Here is a 26,929-nt window from a genome sequence, read left to right as displayed (position 1 = left end):
CTTTCCTGGCCGTCCGCGCCCTGGCCGGCGGTCAGAGCATCCGTGACGACCAGAGCAGGCTGAGCGCGCCGGCGCAGAGCGCCAGCAGCAGTGCCAACCCCGCGTACCACTGGGTCACCTCGCGTGGCTCGGTGCGGAACCCGATCGAACTTCCCATGTCCTGGTAGACCTGCTTCAGCTCGCTCACCGACGCCGCCTCGTAGAAGTAGCCCTCGGTGGTCTCGGCCAGCTCCGCCAGGGCCAGCCGGTCCACCGGCACCCGCTGGAGCTGCCCACCGATGTCGACCTGACCGTTGTCGGTGCCGAACGCGATGGTGGAGACCGGCACGTTGGCCGCCTGCGCGGCGGCCGCCGCCTCCTGCACCGACCGACCCGAGGTGCGGAACCCGTCCGAGAGCAGCACGATCCGCGCCGGTGGGATACCCGCCGCGCCGTCGGCCGGCACCGACCGGATCGCCTCCAGGCAGGTGAACACCGCCTCGCCCGTCGCGGTCGCCTCGGCCAGCACCAGCCCGTCGATGGCGGCGGTCACCGCGCCCCGGTCCTTGCCCGGCGGCACCAGCACGTTGGCCGCCTTGGCGAACGAGACGAGACCCAGGTTGTAGCTCTCCGGCAGCTCGCCGACGAACTGCTTGGCCGCCTCCTGCGCGGCCTCCAGCCGGTTCGGCGCCACATCGTCGGCCTGCATCGACAGCGACACGTCGATGGCGAGCATCACAGTCGCCCGTTCCAGCGGCTCCTTGGTGTCCACCGCCGGACGGGCCAGGGCGGTGGCGAGCACCAGCAGGCAGAGCAGGAACGCGGTCGCCGGCACGTGCCGCCGCCAGCCCAGACCCTTGGGCGCGACGGTCCGCAGCAGGTCCACGTTGGTGAACCGCATCGCGTACGCCCGGCGGTGCAGCTGCCGCCAGATGTAGAACGCGGCGAGGGCGAGCACCGGCAGCACGGCCAGCAGCCACCACGGTTGCAGAAAACGGATCATCGTGTCGTCCCCCGGGTGCGGGCGTGCCGCTGCGCGGCCACGAAACGCACCATGTCCAGCAGCCAGTCTCGGTCGGTACGCAGACGCAGGTGGGCCGCGCCGGCGCCACGCAGCGCGGCGGAGATCGCGGCCCGTTGGGCGGCGGCGGCCTCGGCGTAGCGCTGCCGCAGCCGCGGGTCGGCGGTCTGCACCTCGTGCAGCTCACCGCTCTCCGGGTCGACCACCGGCAGCACGCCCACGTCGGGCAGTTCCAGCTCGCGCGGGTCCACCACCTCGATCGCCAGCACGTCGTGCCGGACGCGCAGCTTGCGCATCGGCCGGGCCCACTGCTCGGTCGGCGCCAGGAAATCCGAGACCACCACGGCCACCCCGCGTCGCCGGGGCGGACGGTTGAGCATGTCGACGAGCGCGCCCAGATCTCCCCGGCCGGGCTGGATCGCGGTGCCGGCGACGGCCCGCAGCAGGCCCTGCGCCTCCTTGCGGCCTGAGCGGGCCGGCAGTCGGGTGAGCACCCCCGGCCCGACCGGCGGTGGGCCGCCCCGCCACCGTCGCGCCGGTGCGGACGCGCCGCCACCGGTGCCGATCACCGCGCCGATCCGGTTGCCGCCGCGCACGGTCAGGTGGGTGATGGCGGCGGCGGCGGCCACCACCACCTCCCGCTTGAGCCACTTCCCGGTGCCGAAGTCCAGGCTGGCCGAGAGGTCCAGGGCCAGCCACGTCTCCAACTCCCGATCCGCGACCGTACGCCGCACGTGCGGCGTCGTGGTCCGCGCGGTCACCGGCCAGTCCATCCGGCGTACGTCGTCACCGGGGCGGTACTCCCGGGACTCGCCCGCCTCGCTGCCCGGGCCCGGGAGCAGGCCGGCGTAGTCACCCTGGAGCAGACCATCGAGCTTGCGGGTGACCAGCAGCTGGAGTCGGGACAGCACGGCCTCGCTGCGGTCGGGGGCGGGACGAGGGGTGGGTGAGGTCACGGCCGCTGCCCGGGCCAGCCGGCGCCCGGCGGCGGGGTACTCGGCGGCGGGGTGGCCTGCTGTCGGGGCGCGACGGCCGGGAGCGGAATGGTCGACATCACCCGGTGCACGATGTGGTCGGCCGGCACGTCGTCGGCGAGCGCGTCGTAGCTGAGCACCAGCCGGTGGCGCAGGATGTCCGGGGCGATGTCCTGCACGTCCTGCGGCAGGGCGTAGTCGCGCCCGCGCAGCAGCGCCAGCGCGCGGGTGGCCCGGACCAGGCCGAGCGAGGCGCGCGGGCTGGCCCCGTACTGGATCAGCTGGGCGACGTCCGGCATGCCGTGCTCGGCGGGTGCGCGGGTGGCCAGCACCAGGCGCACCGCGTAGTCGACCAGGGCGTTGTGCACGAAGACCTGGTCGGCCTTGCGTTGCAGGGCGATCAGCTCGGGGGTGTCGAAGACCGCCGTCGGCTCCGGGGCGGTAACGCCCATCCGGTAGACGATCTCCCGTTCCTCGGCGTCGGTCGGGTAGCCCACAACGATCTTCATGAGGAAGCGGTCCCGCTGCGCCTCCGGCAACGGGTAGACGCCCTCCTGCTCGATCGGGTTCTGCGTGGCCATCACCAGGAACGGATCGGGCACCCGGTGACTCTCCCCGCCGATGGACACCTGGCGCTCGCTCATGACCTCCAGCAGCGCCGACTGCACCTTGGCCGGAGCGCGGTTGATCTCGTCGGCGAGCAGGAAGTTGACGAAGACCGGGCCCAGCTCGACGTCGAACTTCTCGCTCGACTGCCGGTAGATTCGGGTGCCCATGATGTCGGCCGGCACCAGGTCCGGGGTGAACTGCACCCGGGCGAAGGACCCGCCGACGACCTTGGCGAGGGTCTCCACGGCCAGGGTCTTGGCCACGCCGGGCACGCCTTCGAGCAGGCAGTGGCCACGGGCGAGCAGCGCGACGAACATCCGCTCGACCATCCGGTCCTGCCCGACGATCACCCGCTTGATCTCGAAGAGCGCCTTCTCCAGCAGGGTGGCGTCCTGCGCAGGGGTGGTCACCGGTGGTGTGGTCACCGGCGCGGGTGTGTCCGGTGCCGCCCCGTTCGGCGTCGGGGCGTCGGGCGTGGTCGGCTGGGCCACCGGTCCTCCACAGCGTTGGTCGGTCGTCGCGGCAGGTGCGGTATCAAGACTCGCACGCCTTCCTGAGTGTCGAGGTGGGGAGAAGCCGATTTTCGCCGCGGCGTCCAATGCCCGAATCGCGTGTCACGGGTGGACAGGGACCGGCCCGCCGCGTGTACGATTCACCCCGTCGCCGGGCGGCTCCCCCCGTGGCCGCCCGGCGCTCAAGCTCTCCGTCCGGCCGCCCTAGACTGACCCGGATGAGCCTCCCCTCCCCTGCCGACGAGCCCCTGGTCTGCTCGGCCCGGGGCTGCCGCGCCCCCGCCGTCTGGGCGCTGGAGTGGAACAATCCGCGCCTGCACACCGCCGATCGGCGCAAGACCTGGCTGGCCTGCGCCGAGCACCGCGACAGTCTCGGCGAATTCCTGAACGTTCGCGGCTTCCTTCGTGCCGTCACTCCGGTGCCCGGATCGCCTACCCTCGACACGTGAGCGAGCGCAGCGAGCGACCGATGAGGCACGGCAGCGTGGCGCTCCGCGCCGCCGACGGGCAGGGAGAGGCGGCGGCACACGACGCACGGCTCGTGCGGCGTTGCGGCGCACGGAACGGCGCCCGCCGGTGAGCGCGGAAGACCGCGTCGACCGTCCGACTTCCCCCGACCCCACCTCCCCGGCCAGTCCGCCGTCCCGCGTCGCGCCGCCGCCCGGCGCGTTCGGGGCACCCGGCACACTCGGTCCGGACCCATCCCCACCGGACGTGTCATGGCCGGCCCCGCTGCCGCCGAGCGCCCTGCCCCCGTCCGGCGGGCACGACGCCGGTCCGCCCCCGTCCAACCTGCCGTCGCCGGGTCTCCTGCCGCCGGGCACTGCTTCGTTGACCCACTCCGGTGCGCAGTCGTCGGGGCGGGGGCCGCTGGAGCCCTGGCCGGACACCGTCCAGTGGCAGCCGATCTCCACCAACCTGATCTGGGTGGAGCTGATCCGGCTCGCGGTCGTGGTGGCCATCGGCCTGGCGGTGACCGCGATCGGTTGGGCGTTGAGCGGCCACTGGCTGTTCGGGCTCGCCCTCGCCCTCGTGGTGGTGCTCGGCGGGTGGCGGGCCACGGCCATCGTCCGCGCGGTACGCGCCTGGGGCTACGCCGAGCGCGACGACGATCTGCTGGTGCGGCACGGGCTGCTGGTCCGGCGGCTGTCCATCGTCCCGTACTCCCGCATGCAGTTCGTCGACGTGAGCGCCGGCCCGCTGGAGCGTGCCTTCGACCTGGCCACCGTGCAGTTGCACACGGCGGCGGCCGCCAGTGACGCGCGGGTGCCGGGGCTGCGTCCGGCGGAGGCGTCCCGGCTGCGCGACCGGCTCACCGCGCTCGGCGAGGACCGGGCGGAGGGGCTGTGACCGCCCGCGCGGGCGACCGTCGGCACCGCCGAGGGCCGGCCCGATGAGCGACGGTCCCGCCGAGCCGGGCACCCGGCCGCCGCTGCCCGCCGGCAGCGCGCCTCCCGCCGGCCCGCCCAATGCGCCGTACCCCGCTGCTCCGCCTGCTCCGCAACATCCCGCTGGCCCGCCTGCTTTGCCGTACCCCGCCGGACCGCCTGGGGTGCCGCCCGGCGCGGTCTACCCGTGGCCGGCGTCGTCGGGCGGCGGTGACGGTGAGCCGCGGCACCGGCTGCACCCGCTCAGCCCGCTGCTACACGGTGCCAAGTCGCTGGTCGTGGTAGTCGCGGGCTTGTCCTGGTCGACGCTGTCGCGGGTCGGCTTCGGCTGGTTCGCCGCCATGGTGGTGGTGCTGGCGCTCGGCGCGACCGTGCTGTCGGTGATCAGCTGGTACAACACCGGCTACCACGTGGTGGGCCGCGAACTGCGGGTGCACGAGGGGCTGCTCTGGCGGCGTACCCGGGCCATCCCGTTGGAGCGGTTGCAGGCCGTGGAGGTGGTCCGGCCGCTGCTCGCCCAGCTCACCGGCCTGGCCGAGCTGCGCCTGGAGGTGGTCGGCGGGGGCAAGACCGAGGCGCCGCTGGCGTACCTCGGAGTGGCCGACGCGGCCCGCCTGCGCGAGCGGCTGCTGGCGCTCGCCGGGCGGACGGCCCCGCCGGGCGTCACCGCGCCCTCGGCGGAACCTGGGACGCCGACGGCCGCGCCGGGCCGGCCACTGCACGCGGTGCGCAACCAGAACCTGCTGGTCAGTCAGTTGCTCACCCCGCAGGCGTTCCTGCTCCCGTTCGGTCTGGCGTTCGTCGTGGTGCAGTTCGTCACCGCCGAGTCGTGGTCCTTCGTCGCGGTGGCGAGCACGCTGACCGCGATGGCCGGTGTGCTGCTGCAACCGATCCGCCGGGTCCTCGACGACTGGAACTTCCGGCTGGCCCTCGACGGCGGCACCCTGCGGGTGCACAACGGCCTGCTGGAGACGCGCGCCCAGACCGTGCCGCTGGCGCGGGTGCAGACCGTACGGGCCACCTGGCCGCTGCTGTGGCGGGTCAACGACTGGCTGCGGCTGCGGTTGGAGGTGGCCGGCTACTCCGTGGCGGAGGCCGACGACCGCAACCGGCCGGACCGGCTGCTGCCGGTCGGGGACCTGCCGACCGCGACGATGATCGTCACCGAGGTGCTTCCGGGCGTACGCCTGGACGCGCTGACGCTGAGCCCACCACCACCCCGGACGCGCTGGCTGCACCCGCTCGGACGCGGCGCGCTCGGAGCGGGCCTGTTCGAGCGGGTCTTCGCCACCCGGTCCGGACTGCTCACCCGGCAGTTGGTGATCGTGCCGTACGCGCGGATCCAGAGCGTACGGGTGGTGCAGGGGCCGGTGCAGCGCCGACTGGGGCTGGCGACCGTGTACGCGGACACCGCTGGCGGTTCAGGCGCGGCCGCCCAGGACCGGGACCTCATCGAGGCGTGGGCCCTGGCAGCCGAGCTGACCACCCGAGCAACCAAAGCCCGCCGCACGCCCTAACCCACCAACCCCACCACCCTCCGATGATGATCATCAAGTTGTCGCCCCGACACGTCGAGCGAGCGGCCGATAACTTGATCGACGGAGCCTGGGGTGGGGGCCGGGCGCGGGTCGGTCAGTGGTCGGCGGGTATCGCTGGTTGGTCGCCTGGTGTGGGGTGCCTGTCGGCCGATGGTTCGGGCGCGACGGTCCGCCCTGGTGGTGCGTCGGCGACCCCCGCTCGGCGGGCCCGTAGCGCCGCCCAGCCGCGCTCAGCCAGCCCGACGACCAGGTAGGTGAGCCCGACGTACGCCCAGCCCACCAGCACGTCGATCACGTAGTGCTCACCGGAGTAGACCAGGGTGAAGGTCATCGCCAGCGGGTACGCGAGGAGCAACGGCCACCAGCGCCGACGGGTGGTGTGCAGGAAGAACAGCACCACGAACAGCGCCCACGCCGTGTGCAGCGACGGCATCGCGGCGACCGGGTTCGAGGCGATCTGGCCGGCGTTGAGCACGTTGCCGGCGCCGTGCATGCCGAACGCCTTCCAACCCCGGGTGGAGATCCGGGCGACCTCGGTGAGCAGGCCGTTCTGCGCGGCCCACCAGGGCGGGGCGGCCGGGTAGATGAAGTAGGTAACCAGGCCGGCGGCGCAGAGGAAACCCCAGCGCCGCATGTAGGCGGCCCAGCGGTGTCGGTCACGTAGCCAGAGCACCGCCGCGGCGGCCAGCGCCACCACGAAGTGCGAGAAGTACACCCAGCTCGCCGCCACGTCCCACCAGTGCACCTGCGGGCGGTACAGGTGCTCCTGCAACCAGATGGTGGGCACTTCACCGCCGGTGGCCCAGCCGAACATGAACCGGTCGGCGACGATCAGCTCCATCGCGTGCGGGGTGGCCCCGTTGTCGGCGAACCCGCGCGAGAGGTTGTAGATGACGAACAGCAGCACCACGGGCACCCAGTCCCGGGCGAAGCGCAGGTGGCTGCGCCACGGGCGGTCGCTGTTCCAGGCGATGGTCCCGAGCCAGATCCACACGAAGGCGTACGTGGGGTCGGTGGGCAGCCCGATCGCGAGCCAGGCGGCGACGAAGGCGACCGCCCAGACCGTCATGGCGACGGTGCGCCGACGGCCACCGTCCGGGGACGCGGGCGGGTCGGTCCGGGCGGGGGGCTGGGGGTCAGTCACGACGGCCATCGCCGTCAAGGTTAACGACGGGTACGGCATCGACCGACGGGGACCACCCGGGGACGCCGTGCACGCGTGGGCGGCGGTCGGTGTGCGGATCGCCGGGCGCGTGCTCGACGGGCTCGGCGAGCACCTAGGCTGACGACCATGCAGGAGCAGCCCGAGCCGGCCTTCGCGCCGGGTCTGACCGCCCAGGTCGAACTGACCGTCACCGACACGGACACCGCCCAGGCGGTCGGTTCGGGGGACGTACCGGTGCTGGGCACACCCCGGGTGCTCGCACTCGCCGAGGCGGCCACCGTCGCGGCCACGGCGACCACGCTGCCGCCCGGGTCGACAACGGTGGGCACCCGGGTCGAGTTGGAGCACCTCGCGCCGACGGTGGTCGGGCGCACGGTACGGGCACAGGCTCTGCTCGCGGCGGTCGACGGTCGCCGGTTGTCGTTCGAGGTCACCGTCGCGGACGGCGACCAGACGGTGGCCCGGGGCCGGGTCGACCGGATCATGGTGGACCGGCAACGCTTCGTCGACCGGGCCGGGCGGTCGTCGTGAGCGCCGGGTTCACCGAGGTCGCCGACCGGGTGTACGTGCTGCGCGAGCCCCTGTTGCGGGTCAACGTCACCCTGGTCGTCGGCGACGACGAGGCGCTGCTGGTGGACACGCTCTCGTCGGCCGGGCAGGCCACCGAACTGGCCGCCGCCGTCAGGCAGGTCACCGACCGTCCGCTGACGCTTGTCAACACCCACCACCACTACGACCACTGCTTCGGCAACGCCGTCCTGGCCGGCGACCCACCCCGCCCGGTGTACGCGCACGAGCGGGCCGCCGCGGCCCTGCGCGACGAGCCGGAGCGGCTGCGCCGGGAGGCGTACGAGGAGGTGCGCACGGAGCACCCGGAGCTGGCAGCCGAGCTGGCCGACACCCCACTGCTCGCTGCGACGCACACGGTGCACACCGAAACCCCGCTCGACCTGGGTGGCCGGCGGGTGCTGCTGCGGCACCCCGGGCGCGGGCACACCCACGCCGACGTGGTGGTGCACGTGCCCGACGCGGACGTGCTCGTGGCCGGCGACCTGGTGGAGCAGAGCGGCCCGCCCGCTTTTGAGGACTCGTACCCCCTGCAGTGGCCGGACGCGGTCGCGGACCTGCTGCGGCTGACGACGGCGCGCACGGTGGTCGTGCCGGGCCACGGCGACCCCGTGGACGTCGGGTTCGTCCGCGCCCAGCACGCCGACCTGGCGCGACTGGCCTGGCTGATCCGCGCCGCGCACGCCGGCGACGCGCCACCGGAGCGGGTGGCCGCCGAGGCGCCCTTCGGCGCCCGCGCCGCCCTGATCGCCGCCCGCCGCGGCTACACCGAACTAAACGGAACGGTCTGACCCCCGGCTCCCGCCGGCGGGGCGGGGTCAGGGGTTGAAGCGGCGGTTGACTTCGGTGCGGGTGGGCATGGCCGTGGCGCCGCCCGGGGATTCGCAGACGAGGCCCGCCACGCGCAGCGCGAAGGCCACCCGTTCGACCCAGCCCGCCGGCTCGTCGGGCTCGCCGTCGAGGAGCAGGTCGGCGATCAGCGCGGCCATGACCGAGTCGCCGGCGCCGGTGGCGTCGATGGCGTTGACCTTGGGGGCCGGCACCCGTACCGGATCCGCGCCAGCGGCGGCCAGCACCGCGCCGGCCGCGCCGAGCGTCACCACCACGGTGGCCGCGCCCAGCTCACGCAGGTACGCGGCCACCCCCTCGACCGGCTCGCCCGGGTAGAGCAGCGCGGCGTCGGCGGTGCTCAGCTTGACCAGGTGCGCGCCCGCAGCGAACTCGGCCACCACCTCGCGCAGCCCGTCCAGCGCCGCCGGCCCGTCGAGCAGGCGGGGGCGTACGTTCGGGTCGAAGACGCGCAGCCCGGCGGCGAGCGACCAGGCCCGGCGCGCGGCGGCCAGGGTGCGCGGTTGCACCAGCACGACCGAGCCGCAGTAGAGCACGTCCGCGCCCTCCAGCAGCGCCAGGTCCAGATCGTCTGCCCCGAACAGGCCGTAGGAGGGCGGCTCGCCGTAGAACCGGAAGTCGGGCTCCGGCCCGGCGTAGGTGACAACCGCGAGCGTGGTCGGCGCCGGCGCCGTGACCGCACCGGCGAGACCGACGCCGACATCGGTCAGGAAGCCGCGGATCCGCCCGCCCAGCACGTCGTCGCCGAGCGAGCCGACGAACTGCGCCGCACCGCCGAGCCGGGTCACCCCGACAGCGACGTTGAGCGGCCCACCGCCGATCGCCTGCCGGTAGACCCGTTCCCCGTCGCGCTCGGTGTCGAGCAGGTCGACGAGCGCCTCGCCGAACACCACCGCGTACCCCATCGAAGTCCCTTCGTCGTCGTCAGCCGGCAGCGCCCCGGCGTGCCGCCGGCCGGCCCGCCGCGGGCGATCGGGCGGACCTGGTCGGCTGGGACCAGGCTGGCACAACGAACGCCCTGCTGGGCGGCGATGACGCGGTACCGGTGCCGGCGTCAGCCCGGGTGGTGGATCGGCCCGTCGAGCGCGGACAGGGGCCGGCCGCTGCCGCCCCAGCGGGCGGCGACGATCTGCGCGGCGACGCTCACGGCGGTCTCCTCGGGCGTACGACCGCCGAGGTCCAGCCCGATCGGTGAGGCGAGCCGGTCGAGCTGCTCCGGGCTGAGCCCGGCCTCGCGCAGCAGCTTGTGCCGCTCGTCGTGGGTGCGCCGCGACCCCATCGCGCCGACGTACGCCAGTGGTTGGCGCAGGGCCAGCGCCAACAGCGGCACGTCGAACTTCGGGTCGTGGGTGAGTACGCAGACGACGGTGCGCGCGTCGACCCGGCCGGCGTCGATTTCGGCCCGCAGGTAGCGGTGCGGCCACTGCACCACCACCTCGTGCGCGTCCGGGAAGCGTCGGTCGGTGGCGAAGACGGCCCGGGCATCGCAGACGGTCACCCGGTAGCCGAGGAACGCGCCGATCCGGGCCACCGCGGCCGCGAAGTCGATCGCCCCGAAGACGATCATCCGGGGCGCGGTGGCGTACGCGGCCACGAAGAGGCTGAGGCCGGCGCCCCGGCGCTGCCCCTGGTAGCCGTACCGGAGCACGCCGCTGTGCCCGGCGGCGAGCAGTCCGAGCGCGTCGTCGGTCGCGGCGTCGTCCAGCCGGTCGTCGCCGAGCGAGCCGGTCACCTGCCCACTGGTCAGCACCAGCCGTCGGCCCAGTCGCCGGGCCGGGTCGGTCGGGGCCGCGCCCGGGGGGTCGCCGGCGTCGGCCGCCACGCAGGTGATGACCGCGGCTGGTTCGCCGGCCTGGCGCGCGGCGGCGACCGCGTCCAACTGCGTGCGGGCGTCGCCGTCGACCCGCTCCACGAACACGTCGAGCATCCCGCCGCACGTCAGGCCCACGGCGTACGCCTCGTCGTCGCTGACGCCGTAGTGGACCAGCTCCGGTACACCGGTGTCGAGCACGTGGCGGGCACGCTCGTAGAGGTCGGCCTCGACGCAGCCGCCGGAGACGCTGCCGGTGACCGTGCCGTCGGCGGCCACGAGCATGGCGGCGCCGGGCGGCTGTGGCGCCGATCGCCAGGTGGCGACGACGGTGGCCAGGGCGACCGGCTCGCCGGCGCGGCAGCGGCGGTGCAGGTCGTCGAACACGTCGGGCACGCGCTGCCGCCTCCTTCGTCTCGTCGCCGTCCGGTCTCCCCCGCACGACCGGCACGGCGACGTGCGCCGCCCCGACGCGGGAGATCTACCCGGACGGCCGTCGTCGCCGTGGGGATGCAGACCATCACTATAGGAGAGAAGCCGCCAGTCCGATCCGGAGACGGGTGAGCCGACGACGGCACGACTGGTCGCGCCACCCGCGATTCGCACATCGAGGATCGACTATTGCGCCGACGGCCGGTGACGTGATGGGATGACGCATACCGGGCGGTGCGAGGGCTGCCGCGCCGCCGGTTGCCGGGTTGGTTCGACGCGAGGGCACCGGTCCAGGACAGGACCGTTGATGGCGTGTGTCCGCTGGCCGCACTTCGGCCGGGGCACGTCACCGTGATCGCCGCATCCGCCCCCACGGCGCTGCGCCGACACCACAACCCCACCCGATTGCGGCGGGGCGGCTCAAGCGGCACGCCTCGCGAGTCAGGAGAACCCGTGAACCGTTCCCGTACGGCCGCGTTGCTCACCGCGGCCCTTACCTTCGCGCTGGGCGCCGTAGCCCTGGCGTCCAGTCCGCAACCGGCGGCCGCGCACGGCGCGGCGATGACGCCGGGTGCCCGGACCTACCTGTGCTGGCAGGACGGCCTCAGCCAGACCGGTGAGATCAGGCCGAACAACCCCGCGTGCGCCGCCGCGGTGGCACAGAGCGGGACGAACTCGCTCTACAACTGGTTCAGCGTGCTGCGCTCGGACGCCGGTGGCCGCACCACCGGCTTCATTCCGGACGGGCAGCTGTGCAGCGGTGGCAACACCGGCTACCGGGGCTACGACCTGCCCCGCACCGACTGGCCGCTGACCCACCTGACCTCCGGCGCACGGCTGGACTTCCGGTACAGCAACTGGGCGCACCACCCGGGCACCTTCTACTTCTACGTCACCAAGGACAGCTGGAGCCCGACCCGGGCGCTGGCCTGGAGTGACCTGGAGGAGCAGCCGTTCCTGACGGTGACCAACCCCCCGCAGCGCGGCGGCGTCGGCACCAATGACGGTCACTACTACTTCAGCGGCAACCTGCCGTCGGGTAAGAGCGGCCGGCACATCATCTACTCGCGCTGGGTGCGCTCGGACTCGCAGGAGAACTTCTTCGGCTGCTCCGACGTGGCCTTCGACGGCGGCAACGGCCAGGTGACCGGTGTGGGTCCGGGCGGCTCGAACCCGCCCACCACGCCGCCGCCCACCACGCCGCCGCCGACCACTCCCCCGCCCACCACGCCGCCGCCCACCACGCCGCCGCCGACCACCCCGCCGCCGACCACGCCGCCGCCGTCGACCGGTGACTGCATGGCCGTCTACAAGGTGACCAGCGCCTGGCAGGGTGGCTTCCAGGGCGAAGTCACGATCATGAACCACGGCAGTACGCCGTTCGCCGGCTGGACCGCGTCCTGGACCTGGCCCAACGGGCAGGCGATCAATCAGATCTGGAGCGCCACCCAGACGACGTCCGGCGCCTCGGTGACGGCGACGAACGTCTCGTACAACGGCACGATCGCACCGGAGGGCACGACCACGTTCGGCTTCCTGGCCAGCAGCACAGGGACGAACGGCATCCCAACGGTCACCTGCGCCCGCCGCTGAGGATCCCTGAAATGATCAAGAGGTTTGCGTCACCCGGAGTCACTCGGGTGACGCAAACCTCTTGATCGACAGGGTGGGGTCGCTGGTCAGCGGACCATGGAGCCGACCACCGGCTTCGTCAGCAGAGCCGACTGGTTGCGCTGGATGCCCGGGTCGAGCGTCTTGGCCACGAAGATGGCGTGCCAGATGCAGAAGATCAGCACCGTCCACACCTTGCGGGAGTGGTCGGCCTCCTCCCGCTTGTGCTCGTCGAGCAGCCGCAGAGCGTACGACAGGTCGAGCAGGTCACCCGCGCCCGAGGTGCTCAGCACGTGCCGGGCCCACTCGTACATCTCGCCGCGCAGCCAGACCCGGGTGGGCGTCGGGAAGCCCAGCTTCTTGCGGTTGACGATCGCCGGCGGCACGACACCCTGCAACGCCTGACGCATCGCGTACTTGGTGGCGTCGGAGCGCGGCGGCAGCTTGAGATCCACCGGGATCTTCGCCGCGACGTCGAAGACCTCGCGGTCGAGGAACGGCACCCGCACCTCCAGCGAGTGCGACATCGAGATCCGGTCGGCCTTGACCAGGATGTCGCCGCGCAGCCAGGTGTAGAGGTCGACGTACTGCATCTTGGTGACGTCGTCCAGCTCGGTGCACTCGGCGTAGATCGGGGCGGTCACGTCCGTGTAGCGCACCGAGGGGTCGTAGCGGCGCAGCAGGTGCTGCTTCTCCTCCTCGGTGAACATCCGGGCGTTGCCGTAGTAGCGCTCCTCGATCGGGGTGGTGCCGCGCTCCAGGAAGCTCTTGCCCTTGACCCCCTGCGGGATCGCCTTGGAGACCGCACGCAGGCCCTTCTGCACGCCGCCGGGCAGGCCGTTGACGGTGCCGAGCGACAGCGGCTCCCGGTAGATCGTGTAACCGCCGAAGAACTCGTCCGCGCCCTCGCCGGAGAGCACCACGGTGACGTGCTCGGCGGCCTTCTTCGCCACGAAGTACAGCGGCACCAGCGCCGGGTCCGCCACCGGGTCGTCCAGGTGCCAGACGATCTTCGGCAGCGCGTCGATCATGTCCTGCGGACCGATCTTGGTGGGGATGGTGGTGACGTCCAGGTGCCGGGCCGACTCCTGCGCGACGTCGATCTCCGAATATCCGGGCACGTCGTAGCCGACGGTGAAGGTCAGGATGTTCGGGTTGAACTCGCGGGCCAGCGCGACGACCGCGGTCGAGTCGATGCCGCTGGACAGGAACGACCCGACCGGCACGTCGGAGCGCATGTGCATGCGTACGCTCTCGCGCAGCGTCTCCCGGATCTCGTGGTAGAGCTTCTGCTCGTCGTCGACCGGCGCGGGCCGGAACACCGGCCGGTACCACCGGCGTACGTCGATGCGCCCGCCCGGGGACCAGGTCAGGTACTCCCCGGAGCCGATCCGGTTGATGCCCTTGTGCAGGGTGCCGGGCTCCGGGACGTACTGCAGGGTCAGGTAGTGGCTCAGGTTGGCCGTGTCGACGCCCGCGTCGCCCTGGTAGCTACTGTGCGCGAACGGCAGCAGCGCCTTCTTCTCCGACGCCAGGTAGAGCCCGTCGGCGGTCTCCAGGTAGTGCAGCGGCTTGATGCCGAAGTAGTCACGGGCACCGAACGCGCGCCGTTCCTGCCGGTCCCAGATGACGAAGGCGAACATGCCGCGCAGGCGGGTGAGCACCTGCTCGCCCCAGAAGTGGTAGCCGGCGACGATCACCTCGCCGTCACCGGCGGTCGCGAACTGCGCGCCGAAGTTCCGGACGAGCTCGTCGCGCAGCTCGATGTAGTTGTAGATCTCACCGTTGAAGGTGAGCAGATAACGACCGTTCGCGTAGGGCAGCGGCTCGTGACTCGACGCGACGTCGATGATGGCGAGCCGCTTGTGGGCGAACACGCCGTCCGCGTACCGGCCGGAGGCGTCGCCGACCACCTCGACCCCTGTCTCGTCGGGGCCGCGGTGGTGCAGGCATTCCAATGCTCCGGCGATGTGGTCGCGGTGCGCGGCGGCGTTGCCGTTCGCGCTGAAGAAGGCCAGGAGTCCGCACATGGTGGTCATCTTTCCACGCGGTCCGTCGGCCCGTCGCAGCCGTCCGTCGATCCGGAGCGCTCCGGCCGCCACCAACACGAACCGGGCACGCGGTACCGTCGGGACCAGCAACGAAGCGGAGGGAGCGGCGCAATGACCGAGGAACGCACCGACGGTACGCCGACAGACGGCACGGAATCGCACGATCCGGACTTTCCGGAGGCGTTTCTGTCCTTCATGCGGCAGGACTGGCGGGACACCGAACTCCCGGTCACGCCCCGTCCCGAGGCGCCCAACTACGCCAAGCGCCGCGCCGCGCTCTCGGCGGCCTTCCCCGGCGAGACACTTGTCATCCCGACCGGCGGCGAGAAGGTCCGCGCCAACGACACGGCCTACCCGTTCCGGCCGGGCAGCGACTTCGCCTACCTGACCGGCGACCACGACCCGGACAGCGTGCTGGTGCTGCGCCCGAACGGCTCGGGGCACGACGCGACGCTGTACATGCGGCCCCGCTCGTCCCGGGAGACCGACGAGTTCTTCCGCAGCCGGCACGGCGAGCTGTGGGTCGGCCGGCGACACACCCTCGGCGAGAAGTCCAGCGAGCTGGGCCTGCCCACCGCCGACCTGACCGGCCTGGAGGCGGCGCTCGCCGACCTGGCGCCCGGTCGCACCCGGGTGCTGCGCGGCTTCGACGCCCAGGTCGACGCGGCCGTCCGCCCGTACGACGGGGTCCGCGCCGAGGGGCAGCCGCCCCGCGACCGGGAGCTGGCGATCGCCATCTCGGAGCAGAAGCTGGTCAAGGACGAGTGGGAGATCGGTCAGCTTCAGGACGCCATCGACGCCACGGTGCGCGGCTTCGAGGACGTGGCCCGGATCCTCCCCGCCGACCGGGCCGTCTCGGAGCGCCTGCTGGAGGGGATCTTCGCCCTGCGAGCCCGCCACGACGGCAACGACGTCGGGTACGGCTCGATCGTTGGCGCCGGCGAGCACGCCACGATCCTGCACTGGGTGCACAACCACGGCGCCACCCGTCCGGGTGACCTGCTGCTGATGGACATGGGCGTCGAGGGGCGCAACCTCTACACCGCGGACGTGACCCGGGTGCTGCCGGTCAACGGCCGGTTCACCGCCCTGCAACGGCAGGTCTACGACATCGTGTACGCCTCGCAGCAGGCCGGCATCGACGCGATCCGGCCCGGCGTGAAGTTCAAGGACGTCCACCTGACCTGCATGCGGGTGCTCGCCGAGGGCCTGGCCGACCTGGGCCTGCTGCCGGTGAGCGTGGACGAGGCCATGGACGAGAAGTCCTCGGTCTACCGGCGCTGGACGCTGCACGGCTTCGGTCACATGCTCGGCATCGACGTACACGACTGCTCGAACGCCCGCAAGGAGACGTACCGCGACGGCGCCCTGGGCGAGGGCTACGTGCTGACCGTCGAACCGGGCCTGTACTTCCAGCCCGAGGACGAGCTGGTCCCCGCCGAACTGCGCGGCATCGGCATCCGCGTCGAGGACGACGTCCTGGTCACCGCGACCGGCGCGGTGAACCTGTCAGCCGGCCTGCCGCGCACCGCCGACGAGGTGGAGACCTGGCTGGCCGAGCAGCGCGACGCAGGCCCCCGCCTGCCCGCCTGACCCGGTACGACCCCCGGCGGGCCCCGCCCCCGGTGCCGGCGACGTTTTCCGTCGTCCTGACACCGATGGCGGGGCCCGCCGCTGTTTGCGCTGCCCAGGTCCTTTCTCCACGCCCTGCGCCTCGGTGTACCCACCGCGACCAACGTGAGGCGAATGCGGGCTTTTTTCGGATACGTCCGCCTCGCGAGGATCCTTCTCATACGGTGTGGATAACAGGCTGCAACCCATTTGTAGCTGCTCGTGCCGCTCAGGTGGTACGAGCCCGTCTGGTAGCAGGAAAGGGCGGAAGGCTCTGATGTCCAACGACGTAACGACTCCCGACGGCGGGGCCCCAGCGGCCGCGCCGTCGACTAGGCGACGCAAGCTGTGGGTCGCCACCGGCGTGGCCGGCCTGACCGGCGTCGTCGGTCTGGCGGCACTGGGCGGGCTGGCTGCCCGTGACAACAAGTCCGACGACGCACAGCGGGCCAGCGACTCGCAGGCGGCGCCGAAGCAGAACGTCAGCGATGCCGGCCCGGCCGCAGGCCAGGACGACGGTAAGGACCGGGATGAGCGTGGCGAGGACCGGGATGTGCGTGGCAAGGACCGGGATGAGCGTGGCGAGGGCCGGGATGAGCACGGCAGGGTGCGGGAGGTGCCTTGTGACGATGAGAAGCTGATCGAGGCGGTCGATCTGGCCAACCGGGACCAGGGCGGCACGTTGAAGCTGGCCCCGCACTGCACCTACGAGTTGAGCTTCGCCGACAAGAAGTCCGGCACGGGTCTGCCGACGATCCGGCAGGAGATCACGATCAAGGGCAACGACGCGACGATCAAGCGGGACTCCGAGGACGCGTTCCGGATCTTCCGGGTCGCCGACGGCGGCGACCTGACCCTGAAGGACCTCACCGTCAAGGACGGCAACGCCGCCGAGTTCAAGTACGGCGGTCCGCAGGGCCCCGGCGGTCCGCAGGTTCCCGGCGGTCCGCAGGTTCCCGGCAGTCCGCAGGTTCCCGGCAGTCCGCAGGTTCCCGACGCTTCTCAGGCGGCCCCGGAGAAGCCCGCGCCGCCGAATAAGAAGGACGGCGAAGCGGACGGCGGTGCGCTGCTGGTCGAGCGCGGCGGCAGCGCCCACCTGGAGAAGGTCGAACTGACCCGCAACAACGCCGAAGGCAACGGCGGCGCCATCGCCAACTTCGGCCGGGTCGACCTCGACGACAGCGAGGTCGAGAACAACCACGCCCGGGAGAACGGCGGCGGCATCTTCAACGTCGGCGTACTCAAGATCAAGGGGTCCTCCGACGACAAGGACTGGCCCTCCCACGGCCAGGGCGGGTCCGCCGACGGCAAGAACGAGTCCTCCCACGAGCGGGATCGCGAGTCCCGCATCACCAACAACACCGCCGGCGACAACGGCGGCGGCATCGCCAACGGCCGCGGCAAGCACGAGGAACACGGCAAGGACAACGAAAAGAACAACGACTACTGGCCAGGCGTGCAGGGCCGCGACGAGGCCGGCAGCGTGGAGATCTTCAAGACCTCCATCGAGGGCAACACGGCCAACGGCAACGGCGGCGGCGTGTTCAGCTCCAGCGGCTTCGTCAAGATCGTCCTGTCGAGCATCAAGAAGAACACCGCCTGCGAAAGCGGCGGCGGCATCTACGCCCGCAACACCAACCTCGACCTCGAGAAGGTCACCGTCGCCAAGAACCACGCCAGCAAGGACGGCGGCGGCATCGTCAACACCGGCGGCGAAGAAAAGAAGAAGGAAGACCCGTCCTACAGCGGCGACAAGAAGGAACAGGAAGCCACCGCCACCATCGCCGACAGCGAGATCGTCGAGAACACCGCCGGACGCTTCGGCGGCGGCATCTTCAACGGCGACCCCGACGTCAAGCTCAAGGAAGGCTTCGAGGAGCACGACAACAAGGACGACAAGGACGACAACGCCCGCCTCACCCTGCGGGACACCGAAATCAAGGCCAACACCGCCCTCAACGGCGGCGGCATCTTCAACAACAAGGGCACAGTCACCCTGACCAAGACCCGCGTCACCAAGAACACCGCCACCGACTCCTCCAAGAAGCACCGAGTCGCCGGCGGCATCCTCAACAACGACGGCACAGTCCGCCTCGACGAAAAGTCGACCATCACCAACAACGACCCCACCAACTGCGCCGGCACCGTCAAGGACTGCTTCAACTGACCAGCGCATGATCGCGGGAGTCCCTTTCCGCCGCGCGGCGGAAAGGGACTCCCCTCCCCGCGTCGCCCACCCGGTTGTGGTGCGTCGCGCGTCAGGAACGCGTGCCGCCGGAGGTGGCCGCGCGGTCATCGGAAGTGACCGCGCCCTTTCCGCCCTCCGCGACGCCCTTCGCCATCCGTGACGCCCCTGCTGCCCGGCCGTCCGCCGTGCTGTCGGCTGCACCGCCCACATACCTAATGTGGGCTTTTTTCGCATACGCCCACGAGGCGAAGAAGGTTCTCATACGGTGTTCTTCAGCAGCTACAACCGATTTGTAGCGAAGGCCGCCTCGCTGTGGCGAAGCGACCTTGTCGGGTACAAGGAGAGGGCAGAGAGCTCCGATGTCCAACTACCTTCGCAATAACGATGGCGCCAACCGTGAGACGACCTTTCCGATCCGTCGTCGCCGGCTCTGGCTCGCCACCGGCATTGTGGGCCTCACAGGAGCGGTCAGCCTCGCAGGGGTCGCCTATGCGACCACCGGGGCCACCGGTGCCCACCGGTTGACCGACCTGAAGTGGTCCACGGCTCAGCAGCTCACAAAGGACGACGGTAAGGACCGGGATGAGCGTGGCAAGGACCGGGATGAGCGTGGCAAGGACCGGGATGAGCGTGGCAAGGACCGGGATGAGCGTGGCGAGGGCCGGGATGAGCACGGCAGGGTGCGGGAGGTGCCTTGTGACGATGAGAAGCTGATCGAGGCGGTCGATCTGGCCAACCGGGACCAGGGCGGCACGTTGAAGCTGGCCCCGCACTGCACCTACGAGTTGAGCTTCGCCGACAAGAAGTCCGGCACGGGTCTGCCGACGATCCGGCAGGAGATCACGATCAAGGGCAACGACGCGACGATCAAGCGGGACTCCGAGGACGCGTTCCGGATCTTCCGGGTCGCCGACGGCGGCGACCTGACCCTGAAGGACCTCACCGTCAGGGACGGCAACGCCGCCGAGTTCAAGTACGGCGGTCCGCAGGGCCCCGGCGGTCCGCAGGTTCCCGGCGGTCCGCAGGTTCCCGGCGGTCCGCAGGTTCCCGGCAGTCCGCAGGTTCCCGGCAGTCCGCAGGTTCCCGACGCTTCTCAGGCGGCCCCGGAGAAGCCCGCGCCGCCGAATAAGAAGGACGGCGAAGCGGACGGCGGTGCGCTGCTGGTCGAGCGCGGCGGCAGCGCCCACCTGGAGAAGGTCGAACTGACCCGCAACAACGCCGAAGGCAACGGCGGCGCCATCGCCAACTTCGGCCGGGTCGACCTCGACGACAGCGAGGTCGAGAACAACCACGCCCGGGAGAACGGCGGCGGCATCTTCAACGTCGGCGTACTCAAGATCAAGGGGTCCTCCGACGACAAGGACTGGCCCTCCCACGGCCAGGGCGGGTCCGCCGACGGCAAGAACGAGTCCTCCCACGAGCGGGATCGCGAGTCCCGCATCACCAACAACACCGCCGGCGACAACGGCGGCGGCATCGCCAACGGCCGCGGCAAGCACGAGGAACACGGCAAGGACAACGAAAAGAACAACGACTACTGGCCAGGCGTGCAGGGCCGCGACGAGGCCGGCAGCGTGGAGATCTTCAAGACCTCCATCGAGGGCAACACGGCCAACGGCAACGGCGGCGGCGTGTTCAGCTCCAGCGGCTTCGTCAAGATCGTCCTGTCGAGCATCAAGAAGAACACCGCCTGCGAAAGCGGCGGCGGCATCTACGCCCGCAACACCAACCTCGACCTCGAGAAGGTCACCGTCGCCAAGAACCACGCCAGCAAGGACGGCGGCGGCATCGTCAACACCGGCGGCGAAGAAAAGAAGAAGGAAGACCCGTCCTACAGCGGCGACAAGAAGGAACAGGAAGCCACCGCCACCATCGCCGACAGCGAGATCGTCGAGAACACCGCCGGACGCTTCGGCGGCGGCATCTTCAACGGCGACCCCGACGTCAAGCTCAAGGAAGGCTTCGAGGAGCACGACAACAAGGACGACAAGGACGACAACGCCCGCCTCACCCTGCGGGACACCGAAATCAAGGCCAACACCGCCCTCAACGGCGGCGGCATCTTCAACAACAAGGGCACAGTCACCCTGACCAAGACCCGCGTCACCAAGAACACCGCCACCGACTCCTCCAAGAAGCACCGAGTCGCCGGCGGCATCCTCAACAACGACGGCACAGTCCGCCTCGACGAAAAGTCGACCATCACCAACAACGACCCCACCAACTGCGCCGGCACCGTCAAGGACTGCTTCAACTGACCGACGGTCAGCGAACGGATCCACGCAGGGTCCGGCCCCCTACCACCTCGGTGGCAGGGGGCCGGATCGTCGTGGGATCAGTTCTGGACGAAGACCGCCACGCTGCGCGCCGGCACGGTGAACGTGCCGCTCGCCTGGTCGAACGAGGCGGTCCGCAGCACCGGGTCGGCGGACTCCCGCAGCACCGGGTGCAGCGCCACGTTCGCCCCGCGCAGGCCGGTCACCGTCTGGTTCGCGGCCCCAGGGGTGGCGTTGAAGACGACGGTCACCGACTTCCACTTCCCGTCCAGCCCCCGGGCGTCCAGGGTCATGGTGAGCACGCCCGGCGTCTCCTTCTCGCCGGAGAGCGGGAAGGCGACCCGCTGCTGCACCTGGCCGGCGGTGGCCAGCCCGAACACCGGCGAGGACTCCCGGATCCGCAGCAGCTCCGCGTACCGGGCGTCGGCCAGGTTGATCGCGGCGCAGTCCGGCACCAACTTCGGATCGGCCAGCAGCGGCTTCGCGTACGGCCACTTGTCCTGGTTGTCCTGCGCTGGCGGCAGGCCGGCGCCGAACCCGTTGCCCCGCTCGCAACCCCAGCGGATCTGGTTGAACCAGTCACCGGAGTTGAACGAGTTGCGGTCCAACGACTTCGACCGCAGCCGTTCGGTGCCGGCGGTGACGAACCCCGTGCCCTGCCCGAGCGCCACCGTGCTCAGCGCCAGCACCTGCATCCGGGAACGGTCCGCCGGGGTGGTGGCCTGCGGCAGCTTGTACGCCAACGCGTCGTACAGGATCTCGTTGTCGTGCGCGTCGACGTAGGTGACGGCCTCCCCCGGCGCGGCGGTGTAGCCGGCCGGGGAGCCGTTGTAGTCCACCTGCGCCCCGGTGACCGTGCGCCCCGAGGTGTCGGTGAACCGGTAGTCCCGCAGGTTGCCCGTGAGACCCACCTTGATCAGGTCGTGGGCGTGCAGCAGGCGGGCCTTCTGCGTCGCCGCCGACCCGTTCACCGGGTCGCCGTTGGGGTCGGTGTAGAGCCCGGAGGCGAAACCCTGCGCGCGGGGGTTGGCGTCGAACGGCCCGCCGCCGCGCACGGCGTCGCGCAGCCGGTCGTTGAACGTGCCGATGCCGGTGCCGGCCATGTTGGCCTGGGTGGCCTGCACGAACCGGGCGTCGTTGGCGACCTCGCCGAAGTTCCAGCCCTCGCCGTAGAGCATGATCGCCTTGCCGTCCACCCCGTCGCGGGCGACGGTCAGCCGGTCCAGCGCCGCACGCACGGCCACGATGTTCGCCTTCGGGTGGTGGCCCATGAGGTCGAACCGGAAGCCGTCCACCTTGTACTGCCTGGCCCAGGTGACCAGCGAGTCGACGACCAGCTTGCCCATCATCGCGTGTTCCGGCGCGGTGTTGGCGCAGCAGGTGGAGTTGGCCACCGTCCCGTCGTCGAGCAGCCGGTGGTAGTAGCCGGGCACGACCTGGTCGAGCACCGACTTGTCGTCGACGCCGGCCGCCGCGGTGTGGTTGTAGACCACGTCCATGACCACCCGCAGGCCGGCCTCGTTCACCCCGGCGACCATCCGCCGGAACTCGGTGGTCCGCGCCGCGCCGACCGGGTCGACGGCGTACCCGCCCTCCGGCACGGTGTAGTGCAGCGGATCGTAGCCCCAGTTGTAGCCGTCGGTCTCGGCCACCGCCGCCACGCATTTCTGCTGCTCCTCGGAGTCCGGCGGAAATGCCGCCAGGTCACAGGCCGGCTGGCGCTGGTCGGCCCGCTTCTCGGGGATCGTGGCGAAGTCGAACGCCGGCAACAGGTGCAGGTGCGTGACACCGGCGTCGCCCAACGCCCGCAGGTGGGTCATCCCGGCGGTTTTCGGGTCGGTGAACGCCAGGAAGGTGCCCCGGCGCTGCGCCGGCACGGTTTCGTCGGCGATGGAGAAGTCGCGCACCGACAGCTCGGAGATCTGCGCCTTCGACGCCGGCACGGCGGCCGGCTTGCGCAGCGTGCGCCAGCCCGGCGGGGCCAGCGCCGGATCGTTCAGGTCGACCAACTGGCTGTGCGTGGAGTCCGCGGCGAGAGCCACCGAGTAGGGGTCGGTGACCGACGCGGTGACCATCCGCTGCGCGGCCGGCTGCCACGCCTGCACCTGGTAGCGGTAGTACTTCCCCGCCCAGGCGTGGCTGCCACGCACCGACCAGACGCCGGTGCGGTCGTCGCGGCGCATCGGCACCGTCTTCGGCGCGGCGGCGGGTGAGTCGAACAGTTGCAGCGCCACCGTCCGGGCGGTCGGCGCCCAGAGCGCGAGGCTCGGCGTACGACCGGCGAAGGTCGGACCGAGCGTGACCTGGGTGGCCCCGGAGTACACGTCGTCGAGCACGCCGGGGATCTGCACGCCGGTCGCGGCGAGCAGGGCGCCCGCCGCGTCGCGCTCGGTGACCAGCAGCTGCCCGCGCAGCGCCGCCGGCACCTTCGCCAGGTCACCCCGGTCCAGGGTGAAGGCCCGGTAGGACCACAAATGCGGGAACGCCGCGCGCTGGGCCTCGGTGAGCCCGTTGCGCTGCGCCCGCAACGGCAGACTGGTGTACGTCCCGGACAGCTCGCCGTCGACGACGCTCACCCCGCCGGTGGGGGCGGCCACCAGGGCGTACACCCGACCGTCGGTCGGTGGTGTCTGCCAGGCCACGGTGGACCTGTCGATCCAGTGCGCCTTCTGCGTGCCGATGTCGGTGTCCCCGCCTGCGCTGGTCGCGGTCGACGGCAGCAGCCGCCCCGGGGTGGCGGCGAGCAACCACACCTCCCGGCCGGCGCTGGCGACGTCGAGCCGCTGGTCGTCGGGCAGATCCTTGGTGTCGCCCTGGTGGATGATGTAGTTCAGCCCGGTGGCGCCGGCCACCAGCGGCACCCGGAACACCGCGCCGAACGCGTCGATCGACGTCGGCGTGAGCGGGGTGGCCCACTCGGTCGGGTTGGCCGCCCCGTCCCACAGGTGCAGGCCCCACCCGTCGTAGTTGCCGTCGGCCCGCCGGTAGTGGATGAGGGCGGTGCCCTCCTCGACCGGCGGATCCGGTTGACCGGTGGCCGCCTGCCGGCTCGGGTAGATCGCCGGGTCACCCTGCTTGAGCCAGACCTCACCGGTGGCCGTCACGTCGATGCTGCGGTCCTGGGCGACGTCCTTGGTGCCATTCTTGTCGACCACCACGAAGCCCACCGACTTCGCGCCGGGCTTGAGCTTCACCCAGGCGAACCGGCCGTAGGAGTCCTCCCCGGCGAACGGTTGCCCCTTGGGCCACTCGGTGACGTACGCCGGGTCGATGTCGCCCCAGGCGTACAGCCCCCAGTCGTCGTACCCCCCGGCCGGACGCTGGTAGTGCACCACCGCCCACTCCCGGGACCCGCCCTGCTCGGGCGTGCCGACGACGGCGACGGACCGCGCCGTCGCGGTGCGGCCACGGCCGTCGCGCACGACGGCGCGGTACTCGATCCGGGTGCCGCCGGCCAGGCCGGCCAGGTCGTGATGCACGGTGTACGGCGCGTGGTCGGCGCTGCCCAGCAACGTCCACCTGCCGCCGGCCACCCGGGCCGCCACGGTGACGGTGGCGAGCGGGTCGCCGGTCACCTTCGCGGTGACGGCGGCGCGGGTGGCCACCGACGCGTCCGGCGCGGGCGTGGTGATGCTGATGGTCGGCTTGCCGGTCGGCTGGGCGATGGCGGTGCCCGCGCGGTACACGGCCGCCGACAGCGGCGGAACGGTCAGCGTGAGTTTCCCGTCGCCGCCGGCCTGTTCGCCGCCCGATGCGCCGTAAATGCCGGTGAAGGTGGCGCCGGCCGACCAGGTGTCCACGGTGACAGTCTGCGCGGTCTCGGCGTTGTTCACCGCCACCACGTACTCGGTCCGGTCGGCGGGGGCGATCCGGGAGGCGGCGAACACGCCGGGACCGTCGGCGGCGTACCGGGTGACCTGGATGCCGTCGCGCAGCGCGGGGTGCGCCTGGCGCAGCCGGCCCAGCTCGGCGATCGTCCGGTACAGCGGGTGGCCGGTGTCGAACTGGTCGCTGGCGTGGGTGCGGTCGGTGCCGAGCAGGTCGTCGTCGAGGTAGTCGGGCACTTTCGAGGCGAACATGTCCTGCCGGGCGTCCTTGTCCCCACCGGGGCCGGTGAAGCCCTGCTCGTCGCCGGAGTAGACCACCGGCTGGCCACGGGTCAGGAACATCAGCTGGTGGGCGAGCTGGTCCCGGCGCAGGTGGCTAGCCGGGTCGGTGCCGCCGCCGGCGATGAACGACCCGATCCGGCCCATGTCGTGGTTGCCGAGGAAGGTGGTCAGCCGACCCGCGTCGGTGTCCCGGGCGGCGTAGAGGTCGTCGCGGGCGTACACGTCGGCGAGGGCCTTCGCCGAGCCGGCGCCCGCCGTGTAGCCTCGTGCGGCCTCCTGGAACGCGAAGTCGATGGTGGCCGGCAGACCGCCGCGCCGCACGTACTCCGACGTGATCTCCGGGTTGGCGCTGTAGACCTCACCGAACAGGAAGAAGTCCTTCTTGCCGGCCTTCTCGGCGGCTCGCTCGACGCCCCTGGTGAACTGCGGCCAGAAGTCCATGTTGACGTGCTTGACGGTGTCCAGCCGGAACCCGTCGACGCCGGTCGCGCCGATCCAGTCGCCGTACGCCTTCGTCATTCCCCGCACCACCTCGGGACGCTCGGTCCACAGGTCGTCGAGGCCGCTGAAGTCGCCGTACTCGCTGTTCTCGCCGGAGAAGGTGGAGTCGCCCCGGTTGTGGTACATGGTCGCGTCGTTGAGCCAGGCCGGCACCTTCACGGTGGCGTCGCCGGGCTCGGGAAAGACCGGCGTGTACGGGCCGGAGTTCCGGTCGACCGTGGGAAAGTCACGACTGCCGTCGGCGTAGTTGCGGTCCTCGAAGGCCCGCCCCTGCGCGTCGACGTACGGCGAGGTGGCCTTGTCCACGTAGGCGTAGGAGTCCTCGGCGTACGTGATGACGTCGGCGGTGTGGTTGACCACGACGTCGAGGTAGACCTTGATCCCCCGCCGATGCGCGAGCGAGACCAGCTCCTTGAGCTGCGCGTTCGTGCCGAAGTGCGGGTCGACCTGGGTGAAGTCGGTGATCCAGTAACCGTGGTAGCCGGCCGAGACGTCGTCGCCCTTGCCCTGCACCGGACGGTTCTTGAAGATCGGGGCGAGCCAGATGGCGGTGGTGCCCAGGCCCTGGATGTAGGCCAGCTTGTCGATGACGCCCTTGAGGTCACCGCCGTGGTAGAAGCCCTTGTCGGCCGGGTCGAGCCCGGTGCGCAGCCGGCCACCGGTCAGGCCACCGGAGTCGTTGCGCCGGTCGCCGTTGGCGAACCGGTCCGGCAGGACGAAGTAGAACTGCTCGGCACGCGCGGTGTCGTCGCCGGCGGCCAGCAACGCCTCGGCGGTGGGCTCGTCGCGCCACTGGACGGCGCCGGCCGCGGCGAGGGGGTCGGTGCCGGACGCTCGGGGGTCGGCGTCGGCGCCGAGGGGCCGCGTGGAGTCCGGCGTACCGACGAGGGTGAAGGTGAGCAGGCAGACGAGCGCGAGCAGGGCGGTACGCGGGATCGGCGGGGGTTTCATCGACGGCCTTCCTCTGGTCGTGATTGGCCGCACGCTAACCCTTGCCGAAACAATCAGCAATACCTTGCAAACAAAGTCGTAACCGAGCAGGTCCTTGCGGAAGTGCAGCTCAGAATCCGCTGCAGCGCACTCCGTCGACTGTGCAACCCCGCGGCGTCGTGGACGCCCGCTCCAGGTGGAACCGCAACGGCACCGACCCGTCGGCCGGCACGTCCACCCCGCTGACGTACGTGAAGCTCCCGTCGGACTGTCGCAGCGTCCCCTGTGGCACCCCCTCCACCCAGGCGGTCACCAGCCGCCCACCGGCGAAGTCGAACCGCACCGTCCAGCCATGGTCCGCACCCGACGCGTTGACGATCAGCACCTCGCCGATGAAACCCCCGTCGAAGCTCTGCACGACCCGGTACCGCCCGCTCATCGCGCGTGGCTGCTGCGGCGACGCCCCGGTCGACGGTCGCAGCGAGGTCGGAGCCACCGTCGGGCCGACCGCCGGCGGCCGCGACATGGCCGGTGTGCTCGGCGGCGGCCCGCTCGCCCGCGGCGACAGCCCCGGCAGCACCGGCGCCCTCTCCGGCAGCGGCGTCGACGACGCGTCCGACGGCGCGACCGGCGCCTGCGGCAACGGCAACCCGGCCGGCGGCGGCCCGTCGTCGCGAGCCGGACTACGCCCCCGGTACGCGCCCAGGGCCACAAAGAGCAGAACCACCATCACGACGAGGCCAGCGCACGCCACGATCCACGGCGACGACGCGATGGCAGCCGGACCGTGCGACGGCCGCGGCGCGCG

Annotated in this window: 18 protein-coding genes; 9 read left to right on the top strand and 9 right to left on the bottom strand. The window is 71.6% G+C overall.

The features are described from left to right. Window positions 1-31 precede the first annotated feature (31 nt). The 3 genes from OG505_RS03450 to OG505_RS03440 are packed head-to-tail and all read right to left on the bottom strand — an operon-like array spanning window position 32 to window position 3,074. Window positions 32-982: a VWA domain-containing protein gene (locus OG505_RS03450; RefSeq protein ID WP_405430905.1), complete on the bottom strand. Its 951-nt coding sequence runs from the start codon at window positions 980-982 to the stop codon at window positions 32-34. Further along, entirely contained in the window at window positions 979-1,974 is a 996-nt protein-coding gene (locus tag OG505_RS03445; protein WP_357493456.1) for a DUF58 domain-containing protein, read from the bottom strand. The genes OG505_RS03450 and OG505_RS03445 overlap by 4 nt, the downstream gene beginning before the upstream one ends. Continuing rightward, the gene (locus OG505_RS03440; protein ID WP_405430904.1) at window positions 1,953-3,074 is read right to left on the bottom strand and encodes an AAA family ATPase; all 1,122 of its coding nucleotides are present in this window, start codon (window positions 3,072-3,074) and stop codon (window positions 1,953-1,955) included. The genes OG505_RS03445 and OG505_RS03440 overlap by 22 nt, the downstream gene beginning before the upstream one ends. A 239-nt stretch (window positions 3,075-3,313) precedes the next feature. Here OG505_RS03440 and OG505_RS03435 point away from each other — a divergent pair, with 239 nt between their 5' ends. The 3 genes from OG505_RS03435 to OG505_RS03425 all read left to right on the top strand — a co-directional run bounded on the left by OG505_RS03435 (window position 3,314) and on the right by OG505_RS03425 (window position 6,000). Continuing rightward, window positions 3,314-3,544: a hypothetical protein gene (locus tag OG505_RS03435; protein WP_357493371.1), complete on the top strand. Its 231-nt coding sequence runs from the start codon at window positions 3,314-3,316 to the stop codon at window positions 3,542-3,544. Between the two features lie 265 nt (window positions 3,545-3,809). Beyond that, window positions 3,810-4,445: a PH domain-containing protein gene (locus OG505_RS03430; protein ID WP_405430903.1), complete on the top strand. Its 636-nt coding sequence runs from the start codon at window positions 3,810-3,812 to the stop codon at window positions 4,443-4,445. A 43-nt stretch (window positions 4,446-4,488) separates the two neighbouring features. Beyond that, on the top strand, window positions 4,489-6,000 hold the full coding sequence (locus OG505_RS03425; RefSeq protein WP_405430901.1) for a PH domain-containing protein: 1,512 nt from the start codon (window positions 4,489-4,491) through the stop codon (window positions 5,998-6,000). Window positions 6,001-6,115: 115 nt separating this feature from the next. Here the strand turns inward: OG505_RS03425 and OG505_RS03420 are convergent, their stop codons facing one another. Further along, window positions 6,116-7,174 carry a phosphatase PAP2 family protein gene (locus tag OG505_RS03420; protein ID WP_405430899.1) on the bottom strand — a complete coding sequence of 353 codons (1,059 nt, stop codon included), beginning with the start codon at window positions 7,172-7,174 and terminating at the stop codon, window positions 6,116-6,118. Between the two features lie 138 nt (window positions 7,175-7,312). Here OG505_RS03420 and OG505_RS03415 point away from each other — a divergent pair, with 138 nt between their 5' ends. Both OG505_RS03415 and OG505_RS03410 read left to right on the top strand, forming a co-directional pair. After that, complete coding sequence (locus OG505_RS03415; protein ID WP_405430898.1) at window positions 7,313-7,717, top strand: thioesterase family protein; 405 nt, start codon at window positions 7,313-7,315, stop codon at window positions 7,715-7,717. Then, entirely contained in the window at window positions 7,714-8,544 is an 831-nt protein-coding gene (locus tag OG505_RS03410) for an MBL fold metallo-hydrolase (RefSeq protein ID WP_405430897.1), read from the top strand. The genes OG505_RS03415 and OG505_RS03410 overlap by 4 nt, the downstream gene beginning before the upstream one ends. A 27-nt stretch (window positions 8,545-8,571) precedes the next feature. Here OG505_RS03410 and OG505_RS03405 read toward each other — a convergent pair whose 3' ends face one another. Together OG505_RS03405 and OG505_RS03400 are read right to left on the bottom strand one after the other, a co-directional pair. Then, window positions 8,572-9,507: a carbohydrate kinase gene (locus tag OG505_RS03405; RefSeq protein WP_405430895.1), complete on the bottom strand. Its 936-nt coding sequence runs from the start codon at window positions 9,505-9,507 to the stop codon at window positions 8,572-8,574. Between the two features lie 149 nt (window positions 9,508-9,656). Further along, on the bottom strand, window positions 9,657-10,808 hold the full coding sequence (locus OG505_RS03400; protein WP_405430894.1) for an XdhC family protein: 1,152 nt from the start codon (window positions 10,806-10,808) through the stop codon (window positions 9,657-9,659). A gap of 489 nt (window positions 10,809-11,297) precedes the next feature. On the opposite strand from OG505_RS03400, the gene OG505_RS03395 reads away from it, so the two are divergent. Next, a complete protein-coding gene (locus tag OG505_RS03395) occupies window positions 11,298-12,437 on the top strand; it encodes a lytic polysaccharide monooxygenase (RefSeq protein ID WP_405430893.1) in 1,140 nt (379 codons plus the stop codon). Between the two features lie 86 nt (window positions 12,438-12,523). Here OG505_RS03395 and asnB read toward each other — a convergent pair whose 3' ends face one another. Next, on the bottom strand, window positions 12,524-14,485 hold the full coding sequence (asnB, locus tag OG505_RS03390) for an asparagine synthase (glutamine-hydrolyzing) (protein ID WP_405430892.1): 1,962 nt from the start codon (window positions 14,483-14,485) through the stop codon (window positions 12,524-12,526). A gap of 132 nt (window positions 14,486-14,617) precedes the next feature. Between asnB and OG505_RS03385 the strand changes: the two genes are divergently transcribed. The 3 genes from OG505_RS03385 (at window position 14,618) to OG505_RS03375 (ending at window position 20,563) form a co-directional block, all read left to right on the top strand. Next, window positions 14,618-16,099, top strand: a complete 1,482-nt coding sequence (locus tag OG505_RS03385; RefSeq protein ID WP_405430891.1) for an aminopeptidase P family protein — start codon at window positions 14,618-14,620, stop codon at window positions 16,097-16,099. A gap of 205 nt (window positions 16,100-16,304) precedes the next feature. Next, window positions 16,305-18,284, top strand: coding sequence for a hypothetical protein (locus tag OG505_RS03380; protein WP_405430890.1), 1,980 nt, complete (start codon window positions 16,305-16,307; stop codon window positions 18,282-18,284). Window positions 18,285-18,826: 542 nt separating this feature from the next. Then, the gene (locus tag OG505_RS03375; RefSeq protein ID WP_405430888.1) at window positions 18,827-20,563 is read left to right on the top strand and encodes a hypothetical protein; all 1,737 of its coding nucleotides are present in this window, start codon (window positions 18,827-18,829) and stop codon (window positions 20,561-20,563) included. Between the two features lie 77 nt (window positions 20,564-20,640). Here the strand turns inward: OG505_RS03375 and pulA are convergent, their stop codons facing one another. Both pulA and OG505_RS03365 read right to left on the bottom strand, forming a co-directional pair. After that, a complete protein-coding gene (gene pulA / locus OG505_RS03370; RefSeq protein WP_405430886.1) occupies window positions 20,641-26,142 on the bottom strand; it encodes a pullulanase-type alpha-1,6-glucosidase in 5,502 nt (1,833 codons plus the stop codon). Between the two features lie 109 nt (window positions 26,143-26,251). Continuing rightward, entirely contained in the window at window positions 26,252-26,851 is a 600-nt protein-coding gene (locus tag OG505_RS03365) for a cellulose binding domain-containing protein (RefSeq protein ID WP_405430885.1), read from the bottom strand. Window positions 26,852-26,929: the final 78 nt, after the last annotated feature.

Source organism: Micromonospora sp. NBC_00617 (genome assembly GCF_045161355.1).
Lineage (GTDB): Bacteria > Actinomycetota > Actinomycetes > Mycobacteriales > Micromonosporaceae > Micromonospora.
Note: the sequence above shows the minus strand (reverse complement) of the source record. Positions and strands in the feature narration are given on the sequence as shown.

What these genes read in the sequence shown, in the direction of transcription:
- OG505_RS03450 (WP_405430905.1), bottom strand. Translation starts at nt 982, where the DNA reads ATGATCCGTTTTCTGCAACCGTGGTGGCTGCTGGCCGTGCTGCCGGTG.
- OG505_RS03435 (WP_357493371.1), top strand. Translation starts at nt 3,314, where the DNA reads ATGAGCCTCCCCTCCCCTGCCGACGAGCCCCTGGTCTGCTCGGCCCGG.
- OG505_RS03425 (WP_405430901.1), top strand. Translation starts at nt 4,489, where the DNA reads ATGAGCGACGGTCCCGCCGAGCCGGGCACCCGGCCGCCGCTGCCCGCC.
- OG505_RS03420 (WP_405430899.1), bottom strand. Translation starts at nt 7,174, where the DNA reads ATGGCCGTCGTGACTGACCCCCAGCCCCCCGCCCGGACCGACCCGCCC.
- OG505_RS03415 (WP_405430898.1), top strand. Translation starts at nt 7,313, where the DNA reads ATGCAGGAGCAGCCCGAGCCGGCCTTCGCGCCGGGTCTGACCGCCCAG.
- OG505_RS03405 (WP_405430895.1), bottom strand. Translation starts at nt 9,507, where the DNA reads ATGGGGTACGCGGTGGTGTTCGGCGAGGCGCTCGTCGACCTGCTCGAC.
- asnB (WP_405430892.1), bottom strand. Translation starts at nt 14,485, where the DNA reads ATGTGCGGACTCCTGGCCTTCTTCAGCGCGAACGGCAACGCCGCCGCG.
- OG505_RS03385 (WP_405430891.1), top strand. Translation starts at nt 14,618, where the DNA reads ATGACCGAGGAACGCACCGACGGTACGCCGACAGACGGCACGGAATCG.
- pulA (WP_405430886.1), bottom strand. Translation starts at nt 26,142, where the DNA reads ATGAAACCCCCGCCGATCCCGCGTACCGCCCTGCTCGCGCTCGTCTGC.
- OG505_RS03365 (WP_405430885.1), bottom strand. Translation starts at nt 26,851, where the DNA reads ATGGTGGTTCTGCTCTTTGTGGCCCTGGGCGCGTACCGGGGGCGTAGT.